Below are 18,760 nucleotides of genomic sequence, written 5' to 3'. Positions count from 1 at the left end.
GAGCGCGGGACGGGCTGTGGCGCAGCTTGGTAGCGCACTTGACTGGGGGTCAAGTGGTCGCAGGTTCAAATCCTGTCAGCCCGACCGAGGAACAGCATGTCAGAGGCGGTTTCGGAGAAATCCGAGACCGCCTCTACTGCGTTCGAGCCCTGATTCAGCGCGGATCGCTGCCGAGTGGCGCATAGTCCTCGAACGGGTCTCGTGGAGCTCCGAGAGCCCATTTCCGGCGCAACTACGTCAGTGTCCAGCGCGAAGCCAGAGCATCGCAGATGGTGCGTTGCTGAGATTCGTTCTGATGGTGCGCGAGGAGTCCTTCGATGGTGAAAATTCCGATCATCACTTCGGCGTCCACGGTGGGGGCGGCGACTCCGGCCTTCTCGAGCTCGTAGCGGAACAGACTTCCGGTGATCGCATGGAAATTCTGATGCCATTCGGCGACGGCCGGAGAGTGCTCGACGCGGGCGTGCACCGTCGTCACCAGGTGACTCATGTCCGTGAGTTGTCCGACCACCCAAAGCAACCGGGCGGCAATGGGTTCGGCGGCGACGTCCTGGTAGCGCGGCCACACGTCGGCCATGACCGCTGTGAGAACTGCGATCAAGACGTCGTCCTTGTTTCCGAAGTACCAGTAGATAGTGTTCGGGGCCACCTCGGCTTCCTTGGCGAGTCGGCTCATCGACGTGGCGTCGTAGCCATCCTCGACGAACAGCCGCCGGGCGGCCGCCACGATTTCTGCGCGCTTCTCGTCGGCGGGTTGCGGGCGCTTGTTGCGTGCCATGGCGTGGTTCCCCTCGGGCGGTCCAGGTGCCATTCCTTGATGCCGTTCACGGCGCTGCTACTTTGTGTTGAATGTCATTCAAGATACTCGCCGGGGGAACACCGTGACTCACCCATACAGCTACGTCCGACACGACGTGACATTCCTGCCCGAGGGGACCCCCTGCGCCGCATGGCTGTATCGGCCCGATGGCGTCGAGAATCCGCCCGTCGTCGTGCTGGCGCACGGCTTCGCCGCGTTCCGCGAACTGCGACTGGACGCCTACGCTGCACGGTTCGCCCAAGCCGGATACGCCGCGCTGGTGTTCGACTATCGCCACTGGGGGGCCAGCGGAGGACAACCCCGCCGCATCCTCGACATCGGTCGGCAGCACGCCGACTGGCGTGCCGCCATCGCCTACGCCCGCAGTCTGCCCAACGTCGACACGACGCGCATCGTCGGGTGGGGATCCTCATTCGGCGGTGGACACGTCTTGGACCTGGCCGCCCAGGATCACGCGCTTGCTGCCGCGATCGTGCAGGTGCCCCACGTGACCGGCCCAGCCTCGGCGTTCGCGCAAGCCCCCACACTCCTCGCCCGCCTTGTCGTGGCGGCCGTGCGCGATCAGGTAGGGGCGTGGCTGGGCCGCCCGCCCCATCGGGTCAAGTCCATCGGCATACCCGGCGACCTCGCGATGATGACCTCCCCCGGTGCCTACGCCCTGGTCGAGCGAATGGCCGGTGACCAGTTCGAGAAACTACTGGCCGAGAATGATGTGGCCGCTCGTATCGCGCTCCGAGTCCCGTTCTACTCACCGGGGAGGAAGGCAGCCGACATCACTGCTCCGACGCTGGTTCAGCTCGCCACGAAGGACGACGTCACCCCGTATGCGAAGGCTCGGAAGATCGCGGGGCGCATCCCGCGGGGTGAAGTGCGGTCCTATGACTGCACGCACTTCGAACCCTATCTGGACCCGCACTTCGAGCAGATCGTGACCGATCAGATCGCTTTCCTGGATCGCCATGTCAGAGGCGCTCGGTGACGACACCGTCGACAACGGCCTTGCCCTTCCCTCGAACCGGAGGGGCTTCACGCTGACGGAGTCCCGCGCCGCCGTACCGCTCCCGGGGTTGTCCCCGTCGCCCGCTTGAACGCACGCGCGAATGCAGCCTCGGATTCGTATCCCGATCGCGCGGCGAGTTCGGACACCGTCGCGCCCCTGTGCAACGCCACGGCCGCTGTTTCCATCCGCCACCGGGCGACGTACCGCATGGGCGGTTCCCCGACGAGTTCGGTGAACCGCGCTGCGAACGCAGATCGTGACATCGATGCCTCGCGAGCCAGCCCGGCGACACTCCACGGTCCCTCCGGACTGTGGTGTACCGCTGCGAGCGCGCGGCCCACCTGCGGGTCCTGCAGCGCCCCGACCCACCCGTCCCGTGCTGCGGGGTCGGATTCGACCCAGCTCCGGATCGCGAGGATTACGAGGATGTCGGCGAACCGGGTCAGCACTGCCTCGCCACCGGGCCGCACCCGGCGCGCTTCGTCCGCCATCAGCGCAAGTATCTGCGACGCGGTTCCCCGCGCCGAGTCGATCCGCAGGACCGGTGGCAGTAAGGACACCAGTCTCCGAGCGGTCGGATGGTCGAATTCGACGATGCCGCATACGAGCACGGTGGGGTCACCGCCCCCACCGTGCCGCAGAACCGAATAGTGATCGCCGATCATCTGCTGTGGCAGCGTGTCGACGCGACCGGTGCGGCGCGCGTCCGGCTCGCTGCGGATCAGGTGGCCCGTCCCGTGGGGCACCACCGCGAATTCGCCGGGAAGCATGCGCGCCGACGGTGAGCCGGGGACATCGAGCCATGCTTCGCCCGAGACGACCAGATGGAAGCTCGAACTGTCGGCGAACGCCGGCATCTCCAGACCCCACGGCGCACTCAGCTCGGAGCGGCAGTAGAACCCCCCGCGCATCCGCAGCAGGTGCAGTGCTTCGCCGAGGGGATCCACCGGCGTCCACGGATATGTGGCGGCACCGGTCGCGTTCGTCATAGGGCCACAATCCCGCCCTTGCGACCCGTTCGTCCAGTCGCACCGGACGAACGGGCATGAAACCCGGGCTCCGGGGCATGGAGTGTCCTGAATCGGCTCCATAGCCTGGATTTTGAACACAGAACTATGGACGCGAACGAGGAGGACAACATGAAAGTACTGGTGGTCGGTGCAACAGGAGGTTCCGGGAAGGCGGCGGTGACTGCGCTGCTCCGCCGCGGTCACGACGTGACCGTGTTCGTCCGGAACGACGCGGCACTGGGAGATCTCGCCGGTCGATCGACGGTCGTCACCGGGGACGCCACCCGCCCGGAGGACGTCGATGTCGCGGTGCGCGGTCAGGACGCGGTGGTGGTCACACTCGGGATCAGTGAAAACCCCGTCCGTGTGCGGATGCGCGGACCGGCAGGGACGGCTCTCGATGTGCGCTCACGCGGCACGCGCAACATCGTGGCCGCGATGGGACGCCACGACGTTCGGCGCCTCGTCGTGCAGACCTCGTACGGCGTGGGGGACACCCGCGGGAAGCTGCCCCGGCGATATGCGCTGATGTTCCGGGCGCTGCTCGGTCCGCAGATCGCGGACACCGAGAAGCAGGACGCTCTCGTGCGGGGCAGTGACGTCCTCTGGACACTCGTGCAACCGGTCAATCTCACGGACGAGGAATCCGGTACGGCGACGACGTCCGACACGGGGGAGGTCGCCGGTTGGCACGTGGCCCGCGGTGCGGTCGGTGAGGTCCTCGCCGACGCCGTCGAGCGGCCGGACTACGCCGGAAAGACGATTGCGGTGTCGTGAGTGTGGGAAGACGGTCACGATGAGAAAGTGCCACGCCGCGGGTCTGTCACGGCGTGGCACTGCCACACCGCGACCGAGCATTTCCCGACACAGAAGGAGTTGGTGACCGTGCCCACCACACTGAATCCGTATCTCGGCTTCCGCGACACCGCGCGTCACGCGATGGAGTTCTACCGAGACGTGTTCGGAGGTGAACTGACGATCTCCACGTTCGGAGAGATGCAGGCGAGCGAGGACCCTGCCGAAAAAGACAAGGTCATGCACTCGATGCTCACCACCGCCGAAGGCTTCGTGCTCATGGGTTCCGATACCCCGGCGGCGATGGAGTACATCCCGGGGACGAACCACTCGGTCTCGCTCAGCGGCGACGACGAGGCCGAACTCCGCGGCTACTGGGACGGTTTGATCGAAGGCGGCCGAATCGACGTGCCGCTCGAGCGGGCGCCGTGGGGAGATTCCTTCGGGATGTGCACCGATCGATTCGGCGTCAACTGGATGGTCAACATCTCCGGAGCCTCCGCGTAGGAGACCGGCTACTTCGGACGGGCGTCGAGCTCGTGGACCAGGCGCGCGGGGGCGGTGACGCGGAAGGACATATCCAGCAGCTCGGCAACCTCGCCCCAGTCCACGGTGGCGCTCTCGAGGTCGAACCCGATCCAACCCGACGGACCCATGTAGGCGGGGTGGTAGGTGCGCGCGTCCTGAAGCAGCGCTTCCCGTTCGGAGGCGTCCGGCTTGAGGATGAGCGAGCGCGGGTAGCTTCGTCCGGTCTCTTTCACGGTTCCGCCGTACACCGCGAACGCCGTCTTCGTGTGGAAGAACGGACGGCCATGTGAGATCTTCTCCCCGGCGCCGGGAAACGCCAATGCCAGCTCGCGCACCCGCGCGAGCAGCGGATCGTTCTCGTCGAACATGATCGGGTGCGACATGCGGGCAGCGTACCGCCGACTTCGCGGGGGCAGCAGCGTTCCGCGGCAGGTCGAACGCTCGTCGTGTGGCCGGCGCCGGGGGGCAATTGTGTCCGTTCAGCGGAGCACGGCGATCCCCTCGCGAAGGAGTGGTGTGACTCCGTCGCCGATCTTGTCGAAGCCTTCACCGACCGTCTTGCCCTGCCGGTAGCGGAAGTAGATCCCCTCGAGGATCACCGCGAGTTTGTAGTACGCCAACGCCAGGTGGAATGCCATGTCGGACACGTCGCGTCCGCCGGCCGCGTCGTAGCGGGCGAGCAGCTCATCGTCGCTCAGGAAGCCCGGCGCCTGCGAGACCGTGGAGACGGGGAACCCGGCGTCGAGCCGCGCGAGACGCTGGTAGACGAGTAGCAGCGCCACGTCGGTCAGTGGGCCGCCGAGCGTTGCCATCTCCCAGTCGAGGACCGCGGCGACCTCGTCGTGGTCGTCGACGAGGAGATTGTCGAGCCGGAAATCCCCGTGCACGATGCCTGCGGCACCGTCGCGGGGGAGTCGTGCGACGAGCAGCCGATGCAGTTCGTCGGCTTCGGGCAGGTCCCGGCTGTGGGAGTTCTCGAGCTGGGTGGTCCAGCGTCGCACCTGCCGGCCGAGGAATCCTTCCGGCCGGCCGAAATCTCCCAGTCCGACCGCGCCCGGGTCGACCGTGTGCAGGGCTGCGAGGGTGTCGATCATGCGTTCCGAGATCGACCGTGCCCGTTCGGGTCCGAGGGGGAGCAGCTGTTCGACGGTGCGGTAGGGCGTTCCCTCCACGAGGTCCATCAGATAGAAGGGCGCGCCGATCACGTCGGGGTCCTCGCACAGGTGGTGCGTCCGGGGGACAGGCACTGCCGTCCCCGCGAGGGCGGTCAGGACGCGGTGTTCGCGCGCCATGTCGTGCGCTGTCGCGAGCACATGTCCGAGCGGGGGGCGGCGTAGGACGAGACGGTGGGATCCGTCCGTCAGCTCGTAGGTGAGATTGGACCGTCCACCGCTGATGAGCCGGGCGGAGAGGGGACCGTCGAACTGCCCGAATCCCACGGTGGTCAGGTGGGCGGCGAGCTTGTCGAGGTCGAGACCTGCGGGTGCGGCTGTGTCCGTCATCCGGATCCTTTCTGTTTCGACACACTATGGCGTGCAGCGGATCTCGGTGTGGGCGAAACGACCCGTCGATCCTGGACAAAATCCGGACTCTACGGAAACGATGAATTTACCGAATCGCGAGCTACTGGACACCCCGCCTTGCCCCGACACGCTGTGCCGCGGCTGGTTCGACCCACCAACTACTGTCGTCGCATGAGCGCCCCACACCCCCTCGACCGCGACCATCTCACCGCGGCACTCGCCGCGTTCGAGTCACGCCGGTTGCCGCTCGAGGGCAGGCGCCATGCCGCGGTGGTCGTCGCCGTCCTCGACGACCGCACCGGGGAGCCCGTGATGCCGCTGACCAAACGACCCGCACGACTCCGCGCGCACCCGGGTCAGTTCGCCCTCCCGGGCGGGCGTCTCGACGACGGCGAGACCCCCGAGGACGCCGCGCTTCGCGAACTGCACGAAGAACTCGGCCTCGCCCTCGAGCCCGACGCGATCCTCGGCCGCCTCGACGACTACGTCACCCGATCGGGATATGTCATGTCGCCGTTCGTGGTCTGGTCAGGCGCCGCCATGGCCGACCTCGTCCCGAGCCCGGACGAGGTGGACATCCTCTACGCGGTCACCACATCCGAACTCGACGTCGAGCCGCGCTTCGTCGCGATCCCCGAGTCCGACAAGCCCGTCATCCAATGGCCCTTCCGCGGACATCTCATCCACGCCCCCACGGCAGCGGTGGTGTACCAGTTCCGGGAAGTGGCACTGCACGGCCGGCACACCCGCATCGAAGGACTCGAGCAGCCAGTCTTCGCCTGGCGCTGACGCCCCGGACGGAGACCCGGGACGAATGTGGAAGGCTGTGAGAGACCGACGGTGAAGCCGAGAAAACTGCGAAGAACAAGGGATGACGCGACGATGACCGATGCGACCACGGGCGCCGGTACGGGCAGCGCCGACCGCATCCTCACCGTTCCCAACGCCCTCAGCTTTCTCCGGCTGCTCGGGGTCCCGCTGTTCCTGTATCTGGTGCTCGTCGTCCACGCCGACGCCTGGGCGCTGATCCTGCTCATCGTCAGCAGCCTGACCGACTGGGCGGACGGCAAGCTCGCCCGGTTGCTCGACCAGACCTCACGCCTCGGCGCGTTCCTGGATCCGATGGTCGATCGCCTCTACGTCGTGACCACGCTCGTCGCACTCGTCGCCCGCGACATCATGCCGTGGTGGATCGCCGCCATCCTCATCGGGCGTGAAGTCGTCCTCGCGCCCACCCTCGCCGTCTACCGACGCAGGGGACTGCCTCCGCCGGAAGTGCTCTACCTCGGTAAAGGCGCCACCTTCCTGCTGATGTTCGCGTTACCGCTCCTACTCGCAACGGTGGCGGTACCCGCATCGGAACCGATCACGGGCCCGCTCGGCTGGGCCGCGCTGATCTGGGGCACCGTGCTCTATGTGTGGACCGCAGTCCTGTATCTCGCTCAGGCCGTCACCATCGCGCGGACGGTCCCGGTGACGGGCCGGCCCGGATGAGCCGCAAGTGGGAACGCGTGCGCCGCAACCCGGTGCCGTCGCTTCTCAAATCTCTCCTCGAGGACCATCTCGACCCCGGTTACGCCGCGGCTGCCGCCGACCGGCGCGCCGGACGACGACCGACCTCGCCCGCCACCGCCCGGGTATGGCTCGTCGTGGGAGTCGTGCTCGCCGGCCTCGTACTGGGAACCGCGTACGCCCAGAACAACGCGGGAGAAGCGGGGACCGACCAGGCGCGCGCCGAGATCCTTGCGTCTCTGCGCGCGAGCGACGAGAGGAACGCCGCGCTCGTCGCGCGTCGCGACGAACTGACCCGGACGATCCAGGACCGCCGCGATGCTCTCTTCGCCGACGACACCGAAGGCGGCACCGTGCTCGACCAACTGCGCGCGGCCGAGGATGCGGCCGCGGCGCTGCCGGTCCGGGGTCCGGGACTGACGGTCACCCTCACCGATCCCGCGGCCCGCCCGAACCTGTCCGACTCGTCCCAGCAGACAGAAGGCCGCCCGACCGCCGCGGTCTTCGACCGGGATCTGCAGGCAGTGGTCAACGCACTGTGGGCCGCGGGTGCCGAGGCCGTGTCGGTCGGCGGGGTTCGTGTGGGTCCGGGCGTGACCGTCCGTCAGGCCGGGGGAGCGATGCTCGTGGACAACCAGCCGGTCTTCTCTCCGTACGAAGTCTCGGCGGTGGGGTCTCCGGGCCGGCTGCAGACCTCGTTCGTCGTGAGCGATGCCTACCTGAGGATTGCGGGGATCGCGCAACTCTACGGGGTAGGTTTCACCCTTGCCGACGAGGACGAACTCGAACTCCCGGCCGCGCCGGCGCGAAAAATCGGATCAGCAGGGGAAGTGGGGAATCGGTGAATCGGGTCAATCATCCTCAGGCGCTGTATGCGGCGCTGGCGCTCGCGATCGGGATCGCAGCCGGCATCGTGTTCAGCCCCCAGGTTCCCGACATCGTGCAGCCGTACCTGCCCATCGCGGTGGTTGCCGCCCTCGACACGGTGTTCGGCGGTCTCCGCGCGTACCTCGATGACATCTTCGACGCGAAGGTGTTCGTGGTGTCGTTCGTGTTCAACGTCCTCGTCGCCGCACTCATCGTGTGGCTCGGCGATCAGCTCGGCGTCGGCACGCAGCTCTCCACCGCGGTCATCGTGGTTCTGGGTATCCGGATCTTCGGCAACGCCTCGGCGCTGCGCCGCAGATTGTTCGGTGCGTGACCCATGTCCGACGACACACGCGGCGGCGAACACGAACCACGCGGCGGTCCCGAACGGGACGGCCCCCAACCGGACGCCGTCGAACCGGCTCGGGACTCGGATGGCCGGGACTCGGCGGCGGCGAAGCCGGGGCCCAAGCGGACCGCGCCGGTCTTCGCAGTACTCGCCGCACTCCTCGTCTTCCTGCTCGGCACGGCGATTGCCACACAGGTGAGGAACACCGGTACGGGCGACACCCTCGATTCGGCGCGCCCGGCGGATCTTCTGGTCCTGCTCGACAACCTCAACCGCAGAGAGGCCGCGCTGCGGCAGGAGATCACGGCACTCGAGCGCACACTCTCGAGTCTCGAGCGGGACGGCTCGGACGCCGCTCTTGCCGAGGCACGCGAGCGGCTCGACGACCTGTCGATCCAGCTCGGCACTGCTCCGGCGTCCGGCCCGGGAGTCGTTCTCACGGTGAACGATCCGCGAGGTGGCGTCGGTGCCGAGGTCGTGCTCGACATGATCCAGGAACTGCGCGCGGCGGGTGCCGACACGATGCAGATCGCCGGTGCGGGCGGCGAGACCGTACGGATCGGGGTGGATTCGTGGGTGACGGGCTCGCCGGGCGCGATCACGGTCGACGACACGCCTCTCCGTGCGCCCTATACGGTCACCGCCATCGGTGACGGACCGACCCTCGCGGCAGCACTGAACATCCCGGGAGGTGTCGTCGACGCCGTGGCCCGAGCGGGCGGCAGCCTCACCGTGGAACAGTTTCCGCAGGTCGACGTGCCCGCCTTGCGGGAGATCAAGCCGCGCCAATACTCTCAGCCCGGATAGTGAATCCGACGTTCGCCCGGAACGTCGCCCCCGAAAGGATCTACCTTGAGTGAGTTCGAAACCCCCGGCGAGTTGCGCTACACGGCGGAGCACGAATGGGTGCAGAGGACCGGAGCGACAACCGCGCGGATCGGGATCACGGACTACGCACAGTCTCAACTCGGCGACGTCGTCTTCGTGCAGTTGCCCGAGCCGGGTGCCGACGTGACCGGAGGCGACTCCTTCGGTGAGGTCGAATCGACCAAGAGCGTCTCGGATGTGTACGCGCCCTTCAGCGCGAAGGTCACCACGGTCAACACCGACCTGGAGACCAACCCGGAACTGGTCAACAGCGCTCCCTACGGAGCCGGATGGCTGGTCGAGGTGGAGGTGGACACCGAAGGTGACCTCGACGGCGCCCTCGGAAAAACGATGGATGCGGACGGCTACCGCGGCATCACGGAAAGCTGACGGACCCGGCATGTAACGTGGCCGCGACTACCTGCACCAGTGCCCCCGCACAGGGTACGGTCAGATATGGCGTGTGCCGTGTCGATTTGATCGGGGCGAACGACTCAACGATCGCCCGGGAGTTCCCGGGCGATCGAACGGATAAGGAGAAACGGTGAGCGAGAACGGCAACGCGGGCTACGAGGAGACTCCTGCGGAGACGACTTCGGTGTTTCGCGCCGACTTCCTGAACGAAGTGGAAAGCGCCGGGGCCGGAACGGCTACGACCGACGCGCCCGTCTCAGGTGTCGAAGGGCTCCCTGCCGGATCAGCGCTGCTCGTCGTCAAGCGTGGACCCAATGCGGGTTCGCGCTTTCTGCTGGACCAGCCGACGACGTCGGCGGGACGGCATCCCGACAGCGACATCTTCCTCGACGATGTGACCGTCAGCCGCCGGCACGCCGAGTTCCGTCAGGACGAGGGCGACTTCCAGGTGGTCGACGTCGGAAGCCTCAACGGCACCTACGTCAACCGGGAACCGGTCGACTCCGCGGTACTCGCCAACGGCGACGAGGTTCAGATCGGCAAGTTCCGGTTGGTGTTCCTGACCGGTCCTCGCGGTTCGCAGGGCGCGAGTAGCTGATGACCGCAGCCCACCAGTCGGCGCCGGCCGGCATGTCGATCGGGTCCGTGCTCGATCGATTGCGGCCCGAGTTCCCGGATGTCACGATCTCGAAGATCAGATTTCTCGAGGCCGAGGGGCTGATCAGCCCGGAGCGCACTCCGTCGGGCTATCGCCGGTTCTCCATCGCGGACTGCGAACGGCTGCGCTATGTGCTCACCGCACAACGGGATCAGTACCTTCCGTTGAAGGTGATCAAGGAACAGCTCGAGGCGATCGACCGTGGTGCTGCGACGGTGGGATCGGTCGAGACCCGGCCCAAGCGGCCGCGGCCGCTGGCAGTTGCCCGCGGTGAGGTCTCGCCGGAGGATCTGCGCACCGACCGGGAGATCCGCGTCAGCCGCGACGACCTGTGCGAGCGGGCCGGTGTGGATGTCGCTTTCCTGACCGAACTGGTGGGGGCGGGCCTGGTCACGCCGGGACCCGCCGGATTTTTCGACGACGACGCGGTGCTGCTCGCGCGCACCGCGAAGGCAATGGCCGAGTTCGGCCTCGAGGTACGGCATCTGCGCGCATTCAAGCTCGCCGCCGACCGCGAGGCCGGACTCGTCGCCCAGATCGCAGGTCCTGTCGCGAAGGGGCGCGATGCCGGGGCCCGGCAGAGAGCGGAAGAGATGGTGCGCGAACTCGCCGCACTGTCGTTGACGCTCCACACCTGCCTGGTGAAGGCTGCCGTCCAGGGCGCTCTCGACCGCTGATCGCCCCGGGCTGCGCCGGCCGGCACCTGACGGATGTTCGGGAGCGCACTAGAATTCAGGCAATATCGATTCGGGTGGTACGCCACTGACGAGCAGCGGGACGGAGGCGCCGCGATGAGCGAGATGCGAGTGGTGGGGATCCGAGTAGAACAACCCCAGAACCAGCCTGTCCTACTGCTCCGCGAGGTCGACGGGGAGCGGTACCTGCCCATCTGGATCGGCCAGAACGAAGCGACCGCGATCGCGCTCGAGCAGCAAGGTGTGGAACCCGCCCGCCCCCTCACGCACGACCTGATCAAGAATCTCCTGGACGCATTCGGTCACGCACTCCTGGAAGTCCGCATCGTCGACCTCCAGGAAGGCACTTTCTTTGCCGATCTTGTTTTCGACGGCGACATGCGCGTGTCGTGCCGTCCGTCCGATGCCGTCGCTGTAGCCTTGCGCATCGGTGCGCCGGTCTTCGTCGACGAAGCTGTGCTCACCGAAGCAGGACTGGTCATGCCGGACGAGCGTGAAGACGAGGTCGAGAAGTTCAAGGAATTCCTCGACAACATCTCTCCGGACGACTTCAAGGCGACGGACGGCTGAGCGGTCGTTCGTCGACCGGCGACGGACGCGTTGCAGCTTCGAGCAGCAGCACAGTCCGACGCGAGTAGTGTCGAACGTTGCCTTTCCGGTGGGCGTGTTGCTGCCCCGCGCCCCACGCCGGAGCGTACGCTGGGTAAATCCGAATATGGGTTACTTGGTGAGCCTGAGAGCGCTCGACGATTGGATGTGGTGGGGGATCCGCCGGTCGGTCGTTGCGAGGTACAACAGGGCGCGCGAGAGGAAGTCACACAGTGCGAGATCGGCCGCAGGGACAGCATTCCACCGTTGACGCCGGCGACCGCGCGAGTTCGTCACCCACACCGCACGACGACGAGATCCAGCCCGGGCTGTTCCCCGACGATTCGGTGCCCGACGAACTCGTCGGCTACCGGGTGCCCATCGCGTGCCAGATCGCGGGAATCAGCTACCGCCAACTCGATTACTGGGCCCGCACCAACCTCGTGGTCCCGTCGATCCGGGGCGCGGCAGGATCGGGAAGCCAGCGGCTCTACTCGTTCAAGGACATCCTGGTTCTCAAGATCGTCAAGCGACTCCTCGACACCGGTGTCTCGCTCCAGAACATCCGCGTCGCCGTCGATCACCTGCGCAGCCGTGGGGTCCGTGACCTCGCCAGGATCACGCTGTTCTCCGACGGCACCACCGTGTACGAATGCACGTCGCCCGAGGAGGTCGTCGATCTTCTCCAAGGCGGGCAGGGCGTGTTCGGAATCGCGGTCAGCGGCGCAATGCGCGAACTGACCGGAAGCATCGCCGACTTCCCCGCCGAGCGTGCCGACGGAGGCGACGTCGAAGAGCGGCCGGAAGACGAATTGGCGTCCCGGCGCCGCAGTCGCATCAACCGCCGAATCGGCTAGACGAAGATCACCCGCGAGGGTGGTGCGGGGTCGTCGACGGAAGACCGTCGTGTTCTAGACTTGGGCTCGCGTCGCCGTCGTGCGGGAGAGTTCCGGACCTGATCCGGGCGCCGAAGGAGCAGCACCTCCCCGTCAATCTCTCAGGCATACAGGACCGTGCGAGCTACGACGTCTCTGGAAAGCGGTGGGAGCACCCACCCGCCCACGGGGAAACGCCCTCCACGGGCCGAATCTCTCAGGCGCTCGCACCGCGAGCTCACGACAGAGGGGGAGGAAACGCCCCGTGCGCCCACGCCCGGTGGTGGACCTCTCCGATCAGCCTGGGAGCTGCGATGTCAGAAGATGTCACCTCGAACTTCGCCGACCGTCACATCGGTCCCGACACCGCGGGCCTGCGCCGCATCCTCGAGGTGATCGGCGTCGACTCGCTCGACGCACTCGCCGCGCGGGCCGTTCCGGCGACCATTCTCGACGAGCGCGACGGTGCCGTCTCCGACGGGCTCGACGTCCTCGACGCCCCGAAGTCCGAACACGAGGTTCTCGCCGAGCTGACTGCTCTCGCCCGGAAGAACACCGTCGTGACCTCGATGATCGGGCAGGGTTACTACGACACGCTCACGCCGCCGGTACTGCTCCGCAACATCATCGAGAACCCCGCCTGGTACACCGCGTACACGCCGTACCAGCCCGAAATCAGCCAGGGCCGCCTCGAAGCCCTGCTGAACTTCCAGACCATGGTCGCGGACCTGACCGGCATGGAGGTCGCGAACTCGTCGATGCTCGACGAGGCCACCGCAGCAGCCGAGGCCATGACACTGCTACGCCGCGCGAACCGCAAGTCGAAGAGCAACCGGATCGCGGTCGACACCGATCTGTTCCCGCAGACCGCCGCCGTCCTCGCGACCCGCGCAGAACCCCTCGGCATCGAAATCGTCACGGCGAACCTCGTCGACGACGGCCTTCCCGAGGGCGACTTCTTCGGGATCATCCTGCAGGTACCCGGAGCGTCGGGACGGGTGTACGACGTCACCCCGATCATCGACGCCGCCCACGCACGCGGCGCGCTCGTCGCGGTGGGCGCCGACCTGCTGGCACTGACCTTGATCACCCCTCCCGGAGAACAGGGCGCCGACGCGTGCTTCGGCACGACACAGCGTTTCGGTGTCCCGATGGGATTCGGTGGTCCGCACGCGGGCTACCTCGCGGTGAAAGCGTCCGATACACGCACACTGCCGGGGCGGCTCGTCGGCCTGTCGGTCGACGCCGACGGCGACCCCGCCTACCGCCTCGCATTGCAGACCCGCGAGCAGCACATCCGGCGTGAAAAGGCGACGAGCAACATCTGCACCGCGCAGGTGCTGCTGGCCGTGCTGGCCGCGATGTACGCGTCGTACCACGGTGCCGAGGGACTGACGGCGATCGCGCGCCGTGTCGCCGGGCACGCGGATCACCTCGCGTCGGCGCTGCGTGAGGGTGGCGTGGAGGTCGTGCACGAGTCCTTCTTCGACACCGTGCTGGCCCGGGTCCCGGGCCGGGCCGACGAGGTGATCGGTGCCGCAGCAGCGGCAGGTATCAATCTCTACCGCGTGGACGCCGATCATGTTTCGGTGTCCTGCGACGAAGCCACGACGCCGGCGCACATCACCGCGGTGCTGGAGGCGTTCGGTGTCGCCGAAGGGCACTCGGGATCGGGTGGGGGCGCGTCGCTCGCCGCGCCGGCGCGGACGAGCGCCTTCCTGCAGCACGAGGCGTTCACGCGCTACCGCACCGAGACCGCGATGATGCGGTACCTGCGGCGTCTGTCCGACAAGGATCTCGCGCTCGACCGCACGATGATTCCGCTCGGCTCGTGCACGATGAAGCTCAACGCCGCTGCCGAGATGGAAGCGATCACCTGGCCCGAGTTCGCGGGCTTGCACCCGTTCGCACCGGCCGAGCAGACCGCCGGCATCCGGAGTCTCATCGCGGACCTCGAGGGATGGCTGGCGGCGGTGACCGGGTACGACGCGGTCAGTCTGCAGCCGAATGCGGGCAGCCAGGGCGAATACGCAGGGCTACTCGCGATTCGCCGGTACCACCTCGACCGGGGCGACGACCGGCGCGACACGTGCTTGATCCCGTCCAGTGCCCACGGCACCAATGCCGCATCGGCAGTGATGGCCGGGATGCGCGTGGAGGTCGTGGCGTGCCGGCCGAACGGCGACGTCGACCTCGACGACCTGCGTGCCAAGATCGCCGACCATGCGGAGCGTCTCGCGGCGATCATGATCACGTACCCGTCGACGCACGGCGTGTACGAGGAGGACATCGCCGAGATCTGCGGGGCAGTGCACGACGCCGGTGGGCAGGTGTACATCGACGGCGCGAACCTCAACGCGCTGGTCGGGCTCGCGCGGCCGGGCAAGTTCGGTGGCGACGTCAGTCATCTCAATCTGCACAAGACGTTCTGCATCCCGCACGGCGGCGGTGGGCCGGGTGTCGGACCCATCGGAGTGCGCGCCCACCTGGCGCACTACCTCCCCGGACACCCGGCCGAACCGGGCCTCGGCGGTGGCGGACCGGTGTCGGCGGCGCCCTTCGGCTCGGCGTCGATCCTGCCGATCACCTGGACGTACATCAAGCTGATGGGGGCGGACGGCCTGCGGAAGGCGTCGCTCACCGCGATCGCCTCGGCGAACTACATCGCCCGTCGTCTCGACGAGTACTTCCCGGTGCTGTACACCGGCGAGAACGGCATGGTGGCCCACGAGTGCATCCTCGACCTGCGCGGCATCACCAAGGCCACCGGCGTGACGGTCGACGATGTGGCGAAGCGACTGGCCGACTACGGGTTCCATGCGCCGACGATGAGCTTCCCGGTGCCAGGCACGTTGATGGTCGAGCCCACCGAAAGCGAGGACATCGCCGAACTCGATGCGTTCATCGACGCGATGATCTCGATTCGCCACGAGATCGACCGGGTCGGGGCAGGGGAGTGGCCCGCCGACGACAACCCGCTGCGCGGCGCTCCGCACACCGCTGAATGCCTGGTGGGAGAGTGGGACCACCCGTACTCGCGCCGGACCGCGGTGTTCCCGATGGGGAAGGCCCGCGCAAAGGTGTGGCCGGCGGTCCGTCGTATCGACGGTGCGCACGGTGACCGGAATCTGGTGTGCTCGTGCCCGCCGCTGGAGGCGTACAGCAACTGATCTGTCCGGGGGCCGACGGGTTTTCCCGTCGGCCCCCGGCAGTAGGTCTCCGATCAATATTCTGGACTGTACGGAAATCGTAGAAAACCAGAACATTCCTCACCTGAACGACGATCCCACCTCAGCCCATACCCGAGGGCTGATTTCAGGAGGCGCCGGCGGTGAGTTCGAGGATCGTGATCTCGGGGGGAGCGCCGACCCGAACGGGCGGGCCCCAGGCGCCGGTGCCCTGCGTCGTGTAGATCAAGGTATCGCCGAACCGGTCGAGCCCGGTCACCGTGGGATTGGCGAGCGAGACCAGCGGACGGAGCGGCCACATCTGTCCGCCGTGCGTGTGCCCCGACAGTTGCAGGTCCACGCCGCGCTCACGCGCTTCGAGGACATGCTTGGGCTGGTGCGCGGCGAGCACCACGACCGTGCCGGGATCGATGCCGTCGAGCGCGGCCGACATGTCGGCGGTGTGGGGTTCCGGCGCCGTGTAGTCGTGAACTCCGGCGAGCGCGATCGTGTCGCCGCCCCGCGTGAGAACAACGTGCTCGTTCCGCAGTGTCTGTACGCCGAGGGTTTCCCAGTGGTCGAGCCACGAAATGCCGTCGTCGGCGTAGTACTCGTGATTGCCACTGACACCGAAGACGCCGAGAGGTGCACGCAGGTCGCGAAGCGGCTCGAGGTCCTCTCCGGCGAGGGCCACGGTGCCGTCGACCAGGTCGCCGCCGAGGACCACCAGGTCGGGTTGTTGCGCGTTCACCAGGTCGACGACGCGGCGCACGAAGTCGGCACCGCGAGCGGGTCCGACGTGCAGGTCGGTCACGAGCGCGACGCGGGTCCCCTCGAATCCGGCGGGGAGCCGGCGCAGGGGTACGCGGACGTCGACCACGCGTGGACGCGCGGCCTCGACGACGCCGTAGGTGACGGCACCGACCGATGCGACGACGAGTGTCGCGGTGGCGATGCGGATGGCTCGGCGCCGGGACGGGTCGGCAGGCTCGTCGGTGCGGGGCTTCGAGCGGTCGCGGATGCGCCGGACGAGCCGTGCCCCGAGGGCGAAGAGGCCGATGAGCAGGACCCCGAGCCCGAGGTACAGCACGACGGCGAGCCAGGTCCACCCGAGGAACCCGATGGGTCGTGCCCACGACGGGTCGAGCGTGGTACCCACCGAACCGGCGGCGATGGCGAAGACCGCGAGCACTACAAGCGCGAGGTCGGCGCCGAGGGCGGCGCGACCGGTCACACCGGGCGCGCGTACGAGGCGGCGATGCAACCAATACGTGATGAGGGCGAAGAAGCTCGCCATGACAAGCAATCTGAGCACGGTCAGGACGCCAGCTTCCGGATGATGTCGGCGAGGGCGGCGCCCTCGGTGGAGGGGACGGTCTCGAGCGTTCCGCCGGTGCGGTCGGCGACCGCTCGCAACGCGGAGAGGTCGTCGGCGGACTCGCCCAGGACGACGAGATTCACACGGACGGGTTTGTCGGGCGAGGCAAGCTCGTCGACCGTGGTGAGGAGACCGGCCACGTCGGCGTCGCTGCTGTCGATCACCGCGAGCACGACGTTCGGGCGGGTGGGGTCGTACTTGTCCACTGCGTCGCGGTACGCGGCGGACAGCGCGGCACTCACGGGTTCGTCCTCGGTGAGGGTGACGCCGTCCAGTGCGCTGCCGAGCGCCGTTCTCTTCGCCGCGGTCAGGCCGTCCCGTTCCACCGCGATCCGGTATCCGGGTGCGGCGTCGGAGAACACGTACATGCCGATCACGGACGTGTCGGGGGAGCGGCGGACGAGGAGATCGAGGGCGTCGCCGATGTGCGCGAGGCGAGTGCCGTCGCCGTCCACGGTCGACATCGACTGCGACGTGTCGACGACGAAGGTGACCTTGCCGGGCGCCACCGGCTCGATACGGGTGCGGAGCAGTGCCTCGGTGACGACACGGGGGGCGGGAACGAGCGTCGAGTCCACGCGGGGAAGGCGGATGGTGTCGATGGGCGCGGGCACTTCGTCGCCGACCCGGAAACCGTTCTCGACCAAGAGTTGTGTCTGCTCGGGCTTGCGCACGTAATCGACGAACTCTGCCGCGGCGCGCGAGAGGGTCTCGTCGACCCACGGGGCGTCCACAACGGCAGCCGGGAAATCCGCCACCGGCGTGGCACCGACGGGCAGGTACCCCGACAGGCCGCGTACCGCGTCACCGTCGAGCGAGGTGTACAACTGCTGCTCGACGACCGGCACCGCGTGGACCGGGGCCGAGACGTCGGCCCGGGCGCCGAGCGCCGCGAGTGCGTCGGTCGTCGTCGGTCCGGCGGTCGGCCCGAGTGCATTGGCGCCGAGCGCCAGTTCGGTGACGGCGGTGACAGCGGCCGGGGACTCGGCCTGTTCGACGGTGAGCGGGCCGGTGCCGGCGCCGGTGACCGCCGCGGCGACTCCCTCGAGGGCGAGCGCGGTGGCGTCGGTGCGTTCGCCGGTGGGCAGGGCGAGTGCGAGCTGTCCCCACGCGTCGAGGCCCACGGCGCGCATCGCAGCCGGGTCGCGCTGGAGCTTCGGGAGATCGTCCCATCCGACCGCTGAGCTGGTCAGCGCGCGGCCGAGATCGTCGGGAACGGCGAGCACGACCGGGGAGGTGGCGAGGGAGCGGGCTTGCCCGTCGACGGCGGTGGTGGCGCGTTCGGCGGCGCGGGAATCGAGGGGCACCCACAGGGCGGGCTCGGGCCCGAGGGCGGTGTTCCACGGCGTGTCCGAGCCGAGGCTCGCTGCGACGGGAGCCGATTCGGCGGCGAACACCTGCGCGGTGACGCAGTGGTCGCGGATGACGGGAGCGACGTCTGTGCTCCACCGGTCGGCGAGCGTGGTCAGTGTCGGAGCGATCAGGGGGTCGGCGGCGATCCGGAGTACGGCGTCGCCTTCGACACATGTTGCGGCGGCGTCCGCGCCCTGCCTGTCGATTCGTTCGCGTAGCTGGAACCAGCCGAAGACGGCGACCACGAGCAGGAGGAGTGCCACGACCACCACGATCACGCTTGTGCTGATGCCTCGCGCACCGTCGCCGCGATGTCTCCCGCTCACGTGTGGGTTCGCCTCGTTTCGTCGTGAATCCGGTC

20 protein-coding genes, 1 tRNA gene and 1 riboswitch are annotated in these 18,760 nt (G+C 67.8%); of the genes, 15 read left to right on the top strand and 6 right to left on the bottom strand.

All coding sequences use genetic code 11. The features are described 5' to 3' along the window. Nucleotides 1-10: 10 nt before the first annotated feature. Nucleotides 11-84: transfer RNA gene (locus HF877_RS16940), tRNA-Pro, on the top strand. A gap of 148 nt (nucleotides 85-232) precedes the next feature. On the opposite strand, the gene HF877_RS16935 is transcribed toward HF877_RS16940, so the two are convergent. Continuing rightward, nucleotides 233-778, bottom strand: coding sequence for a TetR family transcriptional regulator (locus HF877_RS16935; protein WP_169622353.1), 546 nt, complete (start codon nucleotides 776-778; stop codon nucleotides 233-235). 103 nt (nucleotides 779-881) lie between these two features. Between HF877_RS16935 and HF877_RS16930 the strand changes: the two genes are divergently transcribed. Continuing rightward, a complete protein-coding gene (locus HF877_RS16930; protein ID WP_169622352.1) occupies nucleotides 882-1,799 on the top strand; it encodes an alpha/beta hydrolase in 918 nt (305 codons plus the stop codon). Nucleotides 1,800-1,846: 47 nt separating this feature from the next. On the opposite strand, the gene HF877_RS16925 is transcribed toward HF877_RS16930, so the two are convergent. Further along, on the bottom strand, nucleotides 1,847-2,809 hold the full coding sequence (locus HF877_RS16925) for an AraC family transcriptional regulator (protein WP_169622351.1): 963 nt from the start codon (nucleotides 2,807-2,809) through the stop codon (nucleotides 1,847-1,849). 150 nt (nucleotides 2,810-2,959) lie between these two features. Between HF877_RS16925 and HF877_RS16920 the strand changes: the two genes are divergently transcribed. Both HF877_RS16920 and HF877_RS16915 read left to right on the top strand, forming a co-directional pair. Then, nucleotides 2,960-3,607, top strand: a complete 648-nt coding sequence (locus HF877_RS16920) for an NAD(P)H-binding protein (RefSeq protein ID WP_169622350.1) — start codon at nucleotides 2,960-2,962, stop codon at nucleotides 3,605-3,607. A gap of 108 nt (nucleotides 3,608-3,715) precedes the next feature. After that, on the top strand, nucleotides 3,716-4,132 hold the full coding sequence (locus HF877_RS16915; protein WP_169622349.1) for a VOC family protein: 417 nt from the start codon (nucleotides 3,716-3,718) through the stop codon (nucleotides 4,130-4,132). 8 nt (nucleotides 4,133-4,140) lie between these two features. Here the strand turns inward: HF877_RS16915 and HF877_RS16910 are convergent, their stop codons facing one another. Beyond that, nucleotides 4,141-4,536, bottom strand: coding sequence for an MmcQ/YjbR family DNA-binding protein (locus HF877_RS16910; protein ID WP_169622348.1), 396 nt, complete (start codon nucleotides 4,534-4,536; stop codon nucleotides 4,141-4,143). A 96-nt stretch (nucleotides 4,537-4,632) separates the two neighbouring features. Then, nucleotides 4,633-5,655: a phosphotransferase family protein gene (locus HF877_RS16905; RefSeq protein WP_169622347.1), complete on the bottom strand. Its 1,023-nt coding sequence runs from the start codon at nucleotides 5,653-5,655 to the stop codon at nucleotides 4,633-4,635. 192 nt (nucleotides 5,656-5,847) lie between these two features. On the opposite strand from HF877_RS16905, the gene HF877_RS16900 reads away from it, so the two are divergent. From HF877_RS16900 to gcvP, 11 genes are all read left to right on the top strand, one after another. After that, entirely contained in the window at nucleotides 5,848-6,465 is a 618-nt protein-coding gene (locus tag HF877_RS16900; RefSeq protein WP_169622346.1) for a CoA pyrophosphatase, read from the top strand. A 93-nt stretch (nucleotides 6,466-6,558) separates the two neighbouring features. Then, nucleotides 6,559-7,170 carry a CDP-alcohol phosphatidyltransferase family protein gene (locus tag HF877_RS16895; RefSeq protein ID WP_169622345.1) on the top strand — a complete coding sequence of 204 codons (612 nt, stop codon included), beginning with the start codon at nucleotides 6,559-6,561 and terminating at the stop codon, nucleotides 7,168-7,170. Continuing rightward, entirely contained in the window at nucleotides 7,167-8,033 is an 867-nt protein-coding gene (locus HF877_RS16890; protein ID WP_169622344.1) for a DUF881 domain-containing protein, read from the top strand. Before HF877_RS16895 ends, HF877_RS16890 begins: the two co-directional genes overlap by 4 nt. Then, complete coding sequence (locus HF877_RS16885) at nucleotides 8,030-8,389, top strand: small basic family protein (RefSeq protein ID WP_169622343.1); 360 nt, start codon at nucleotides 8,030-8,032, stop codon at nucleotides 8,387-8,389. Before HF877_RS16890 ends, HF877_RS16885 begins: the two co-directional genes overlap by 4 nt. 3 nt (nucleotides 8,390-8,392) lie before the next feature. After that, nucleotides 8,393-9,211 (top strand): DUF881 domain-containing protein, encoded by an 819-nt coding sequence (locus HF877_RS16880; protein ID WP_169622342.1) that lies wholly within the window; start codon nucleotides 8,393-8,395, stop codon nucleotides 9,209-9,211. Nucleotides 9,212-9,256: 45 nt separating this feature from the next. Then, on the top strand, nucleotides 9,257-9,661 hold the full coding sequence (gene gcvH / locus HF877_RS16875; RefSeq protein WP_072698118.1) for a glycine cleavage system protein GcvH: 405 nt from the start codon (nucleotides 9,257-9,259) through the stop codon (nucleotides 9,659-9,661). A 154-nt stretch (nucleotides 9,662-9,815) separates the two neighbouring features. Continuing rightward, a complete protein-coding gene (garA, locus tag HF877_RS16870; RefSeq protein ID WP_169622341.1) occupies nucleotides 9,816-10,283 on the top strand; it encodes a glycogen accumulation regulator GarA in 468 nt (155 codons plus the stop codon). After that, nucleotides 10,283-11,020 (top strand): MerR family transcriptional regulator, encoded by a 738-nt coding sequence (locus tag HF877_RS16865; RefSeq protein ID WP_072698120.1) that lies wholly within the window; start codon nucleotides 10,283-10,285, stop codon nucleotides 11,018-11,020. The genes garA and HF877_RS16865 overlap by 1 nt, the downstream gene beginning before the upstream one ends. Before the next feature lie 114 nt (nucleotides 11,021-11,134). After that, on the top strand, nucleotides 11,135-11,608 hold the full coding sequence (locus tag HF877_RS16860; protein ID WP_072698776.1) for a bifunctional nuclease family protein: 474 nt from the start codon (nucleotides 11,135-11,137) through the stop codon (nucleotides 11,606-11,608). A 335-nt stretch (nucleotides 11,609-11,943) separates the two neighbouring features. Continuing rightward, nucleotides 11,944-12,483, top strand: coding sequence for a MerR family transcriptional regulator (locus HF877_RS16855; protein ID WP_296549291.1), 540 nt, complete (start codon nucleotides 11,944-11,946; stop codon nucleotides 12,481-12,483). Between the two features lie 72 nt (nucleotides 12,484-12,555). After that, nucleotides 12,556-12,650, top strand: a riboswitch (glycine riboswitch). 165 nt (nucleotides 12,651-12,815) lie between these two features. Continuing rightward, nucleotides 12,816-15,671, top strand: a complete 2,856-nt coding sequence (gcvP, locus tag HF877_RS16850) for an aminomethyl-transferring glycine dehydrogenase (protein WP_169622339.1) — start codon at nucleotides 12,816-12,818, stop codon at nucleotides 15,669-15,671. A 145-nt stretch (nucleotides 15,672-15,816) separates the two neighbouring features. On the opposite strand, the gene HF877_RS16845 is transcribed toward gcvP, so the two are convergent. Together HF877_RS16845 and HF877_RS16840 are read right to left on the bottom strand one after the other, a co-directional pair. Beyond that, nucleotides 15,817-16,983: a metallophosphoesterase gene (locus tag HF877_RS16845; protein WP_169622338.1), complete on the bottom strand. Its 1,167-nt coding sequence runs from the start codon at nucleotides 16,981-16,983 to the stop codon at nucleotides 15,817-15,819. Nucleotides 16,984-16,985: 2 nt separating this feature from the next. Then, the gene (locus tag HF877_RS16840) at nucleotides 16,986-18,725 is read right to left on the bottom strand and encodes a substrate-binding domain-containing protein (protein WP_346765206.1); all 1,740 of its coding nucleotides are present in this window, start codon (nucleotides 18,723-18,725) and stop codon (nucleotides 16,986-16,988) included. Between the last annotated feature and the right edge of the window lie 35 nt (nucleotides 18,726-18,760).

It is taken from the genome of Rhodococcus sp. BL-253-APC-6A1W (genome assembly GCF_012843405.1).
In the GTDB taxonomy this organism is placed as follows: Bacteria; Actinomycetota; Actinomycetes; order Mycobacteriales; family Mycobacteriaceae; genus Rhodococcus.
This window is presented reverse-complemented; position numbering and strand designations above follow the sequence as displayed.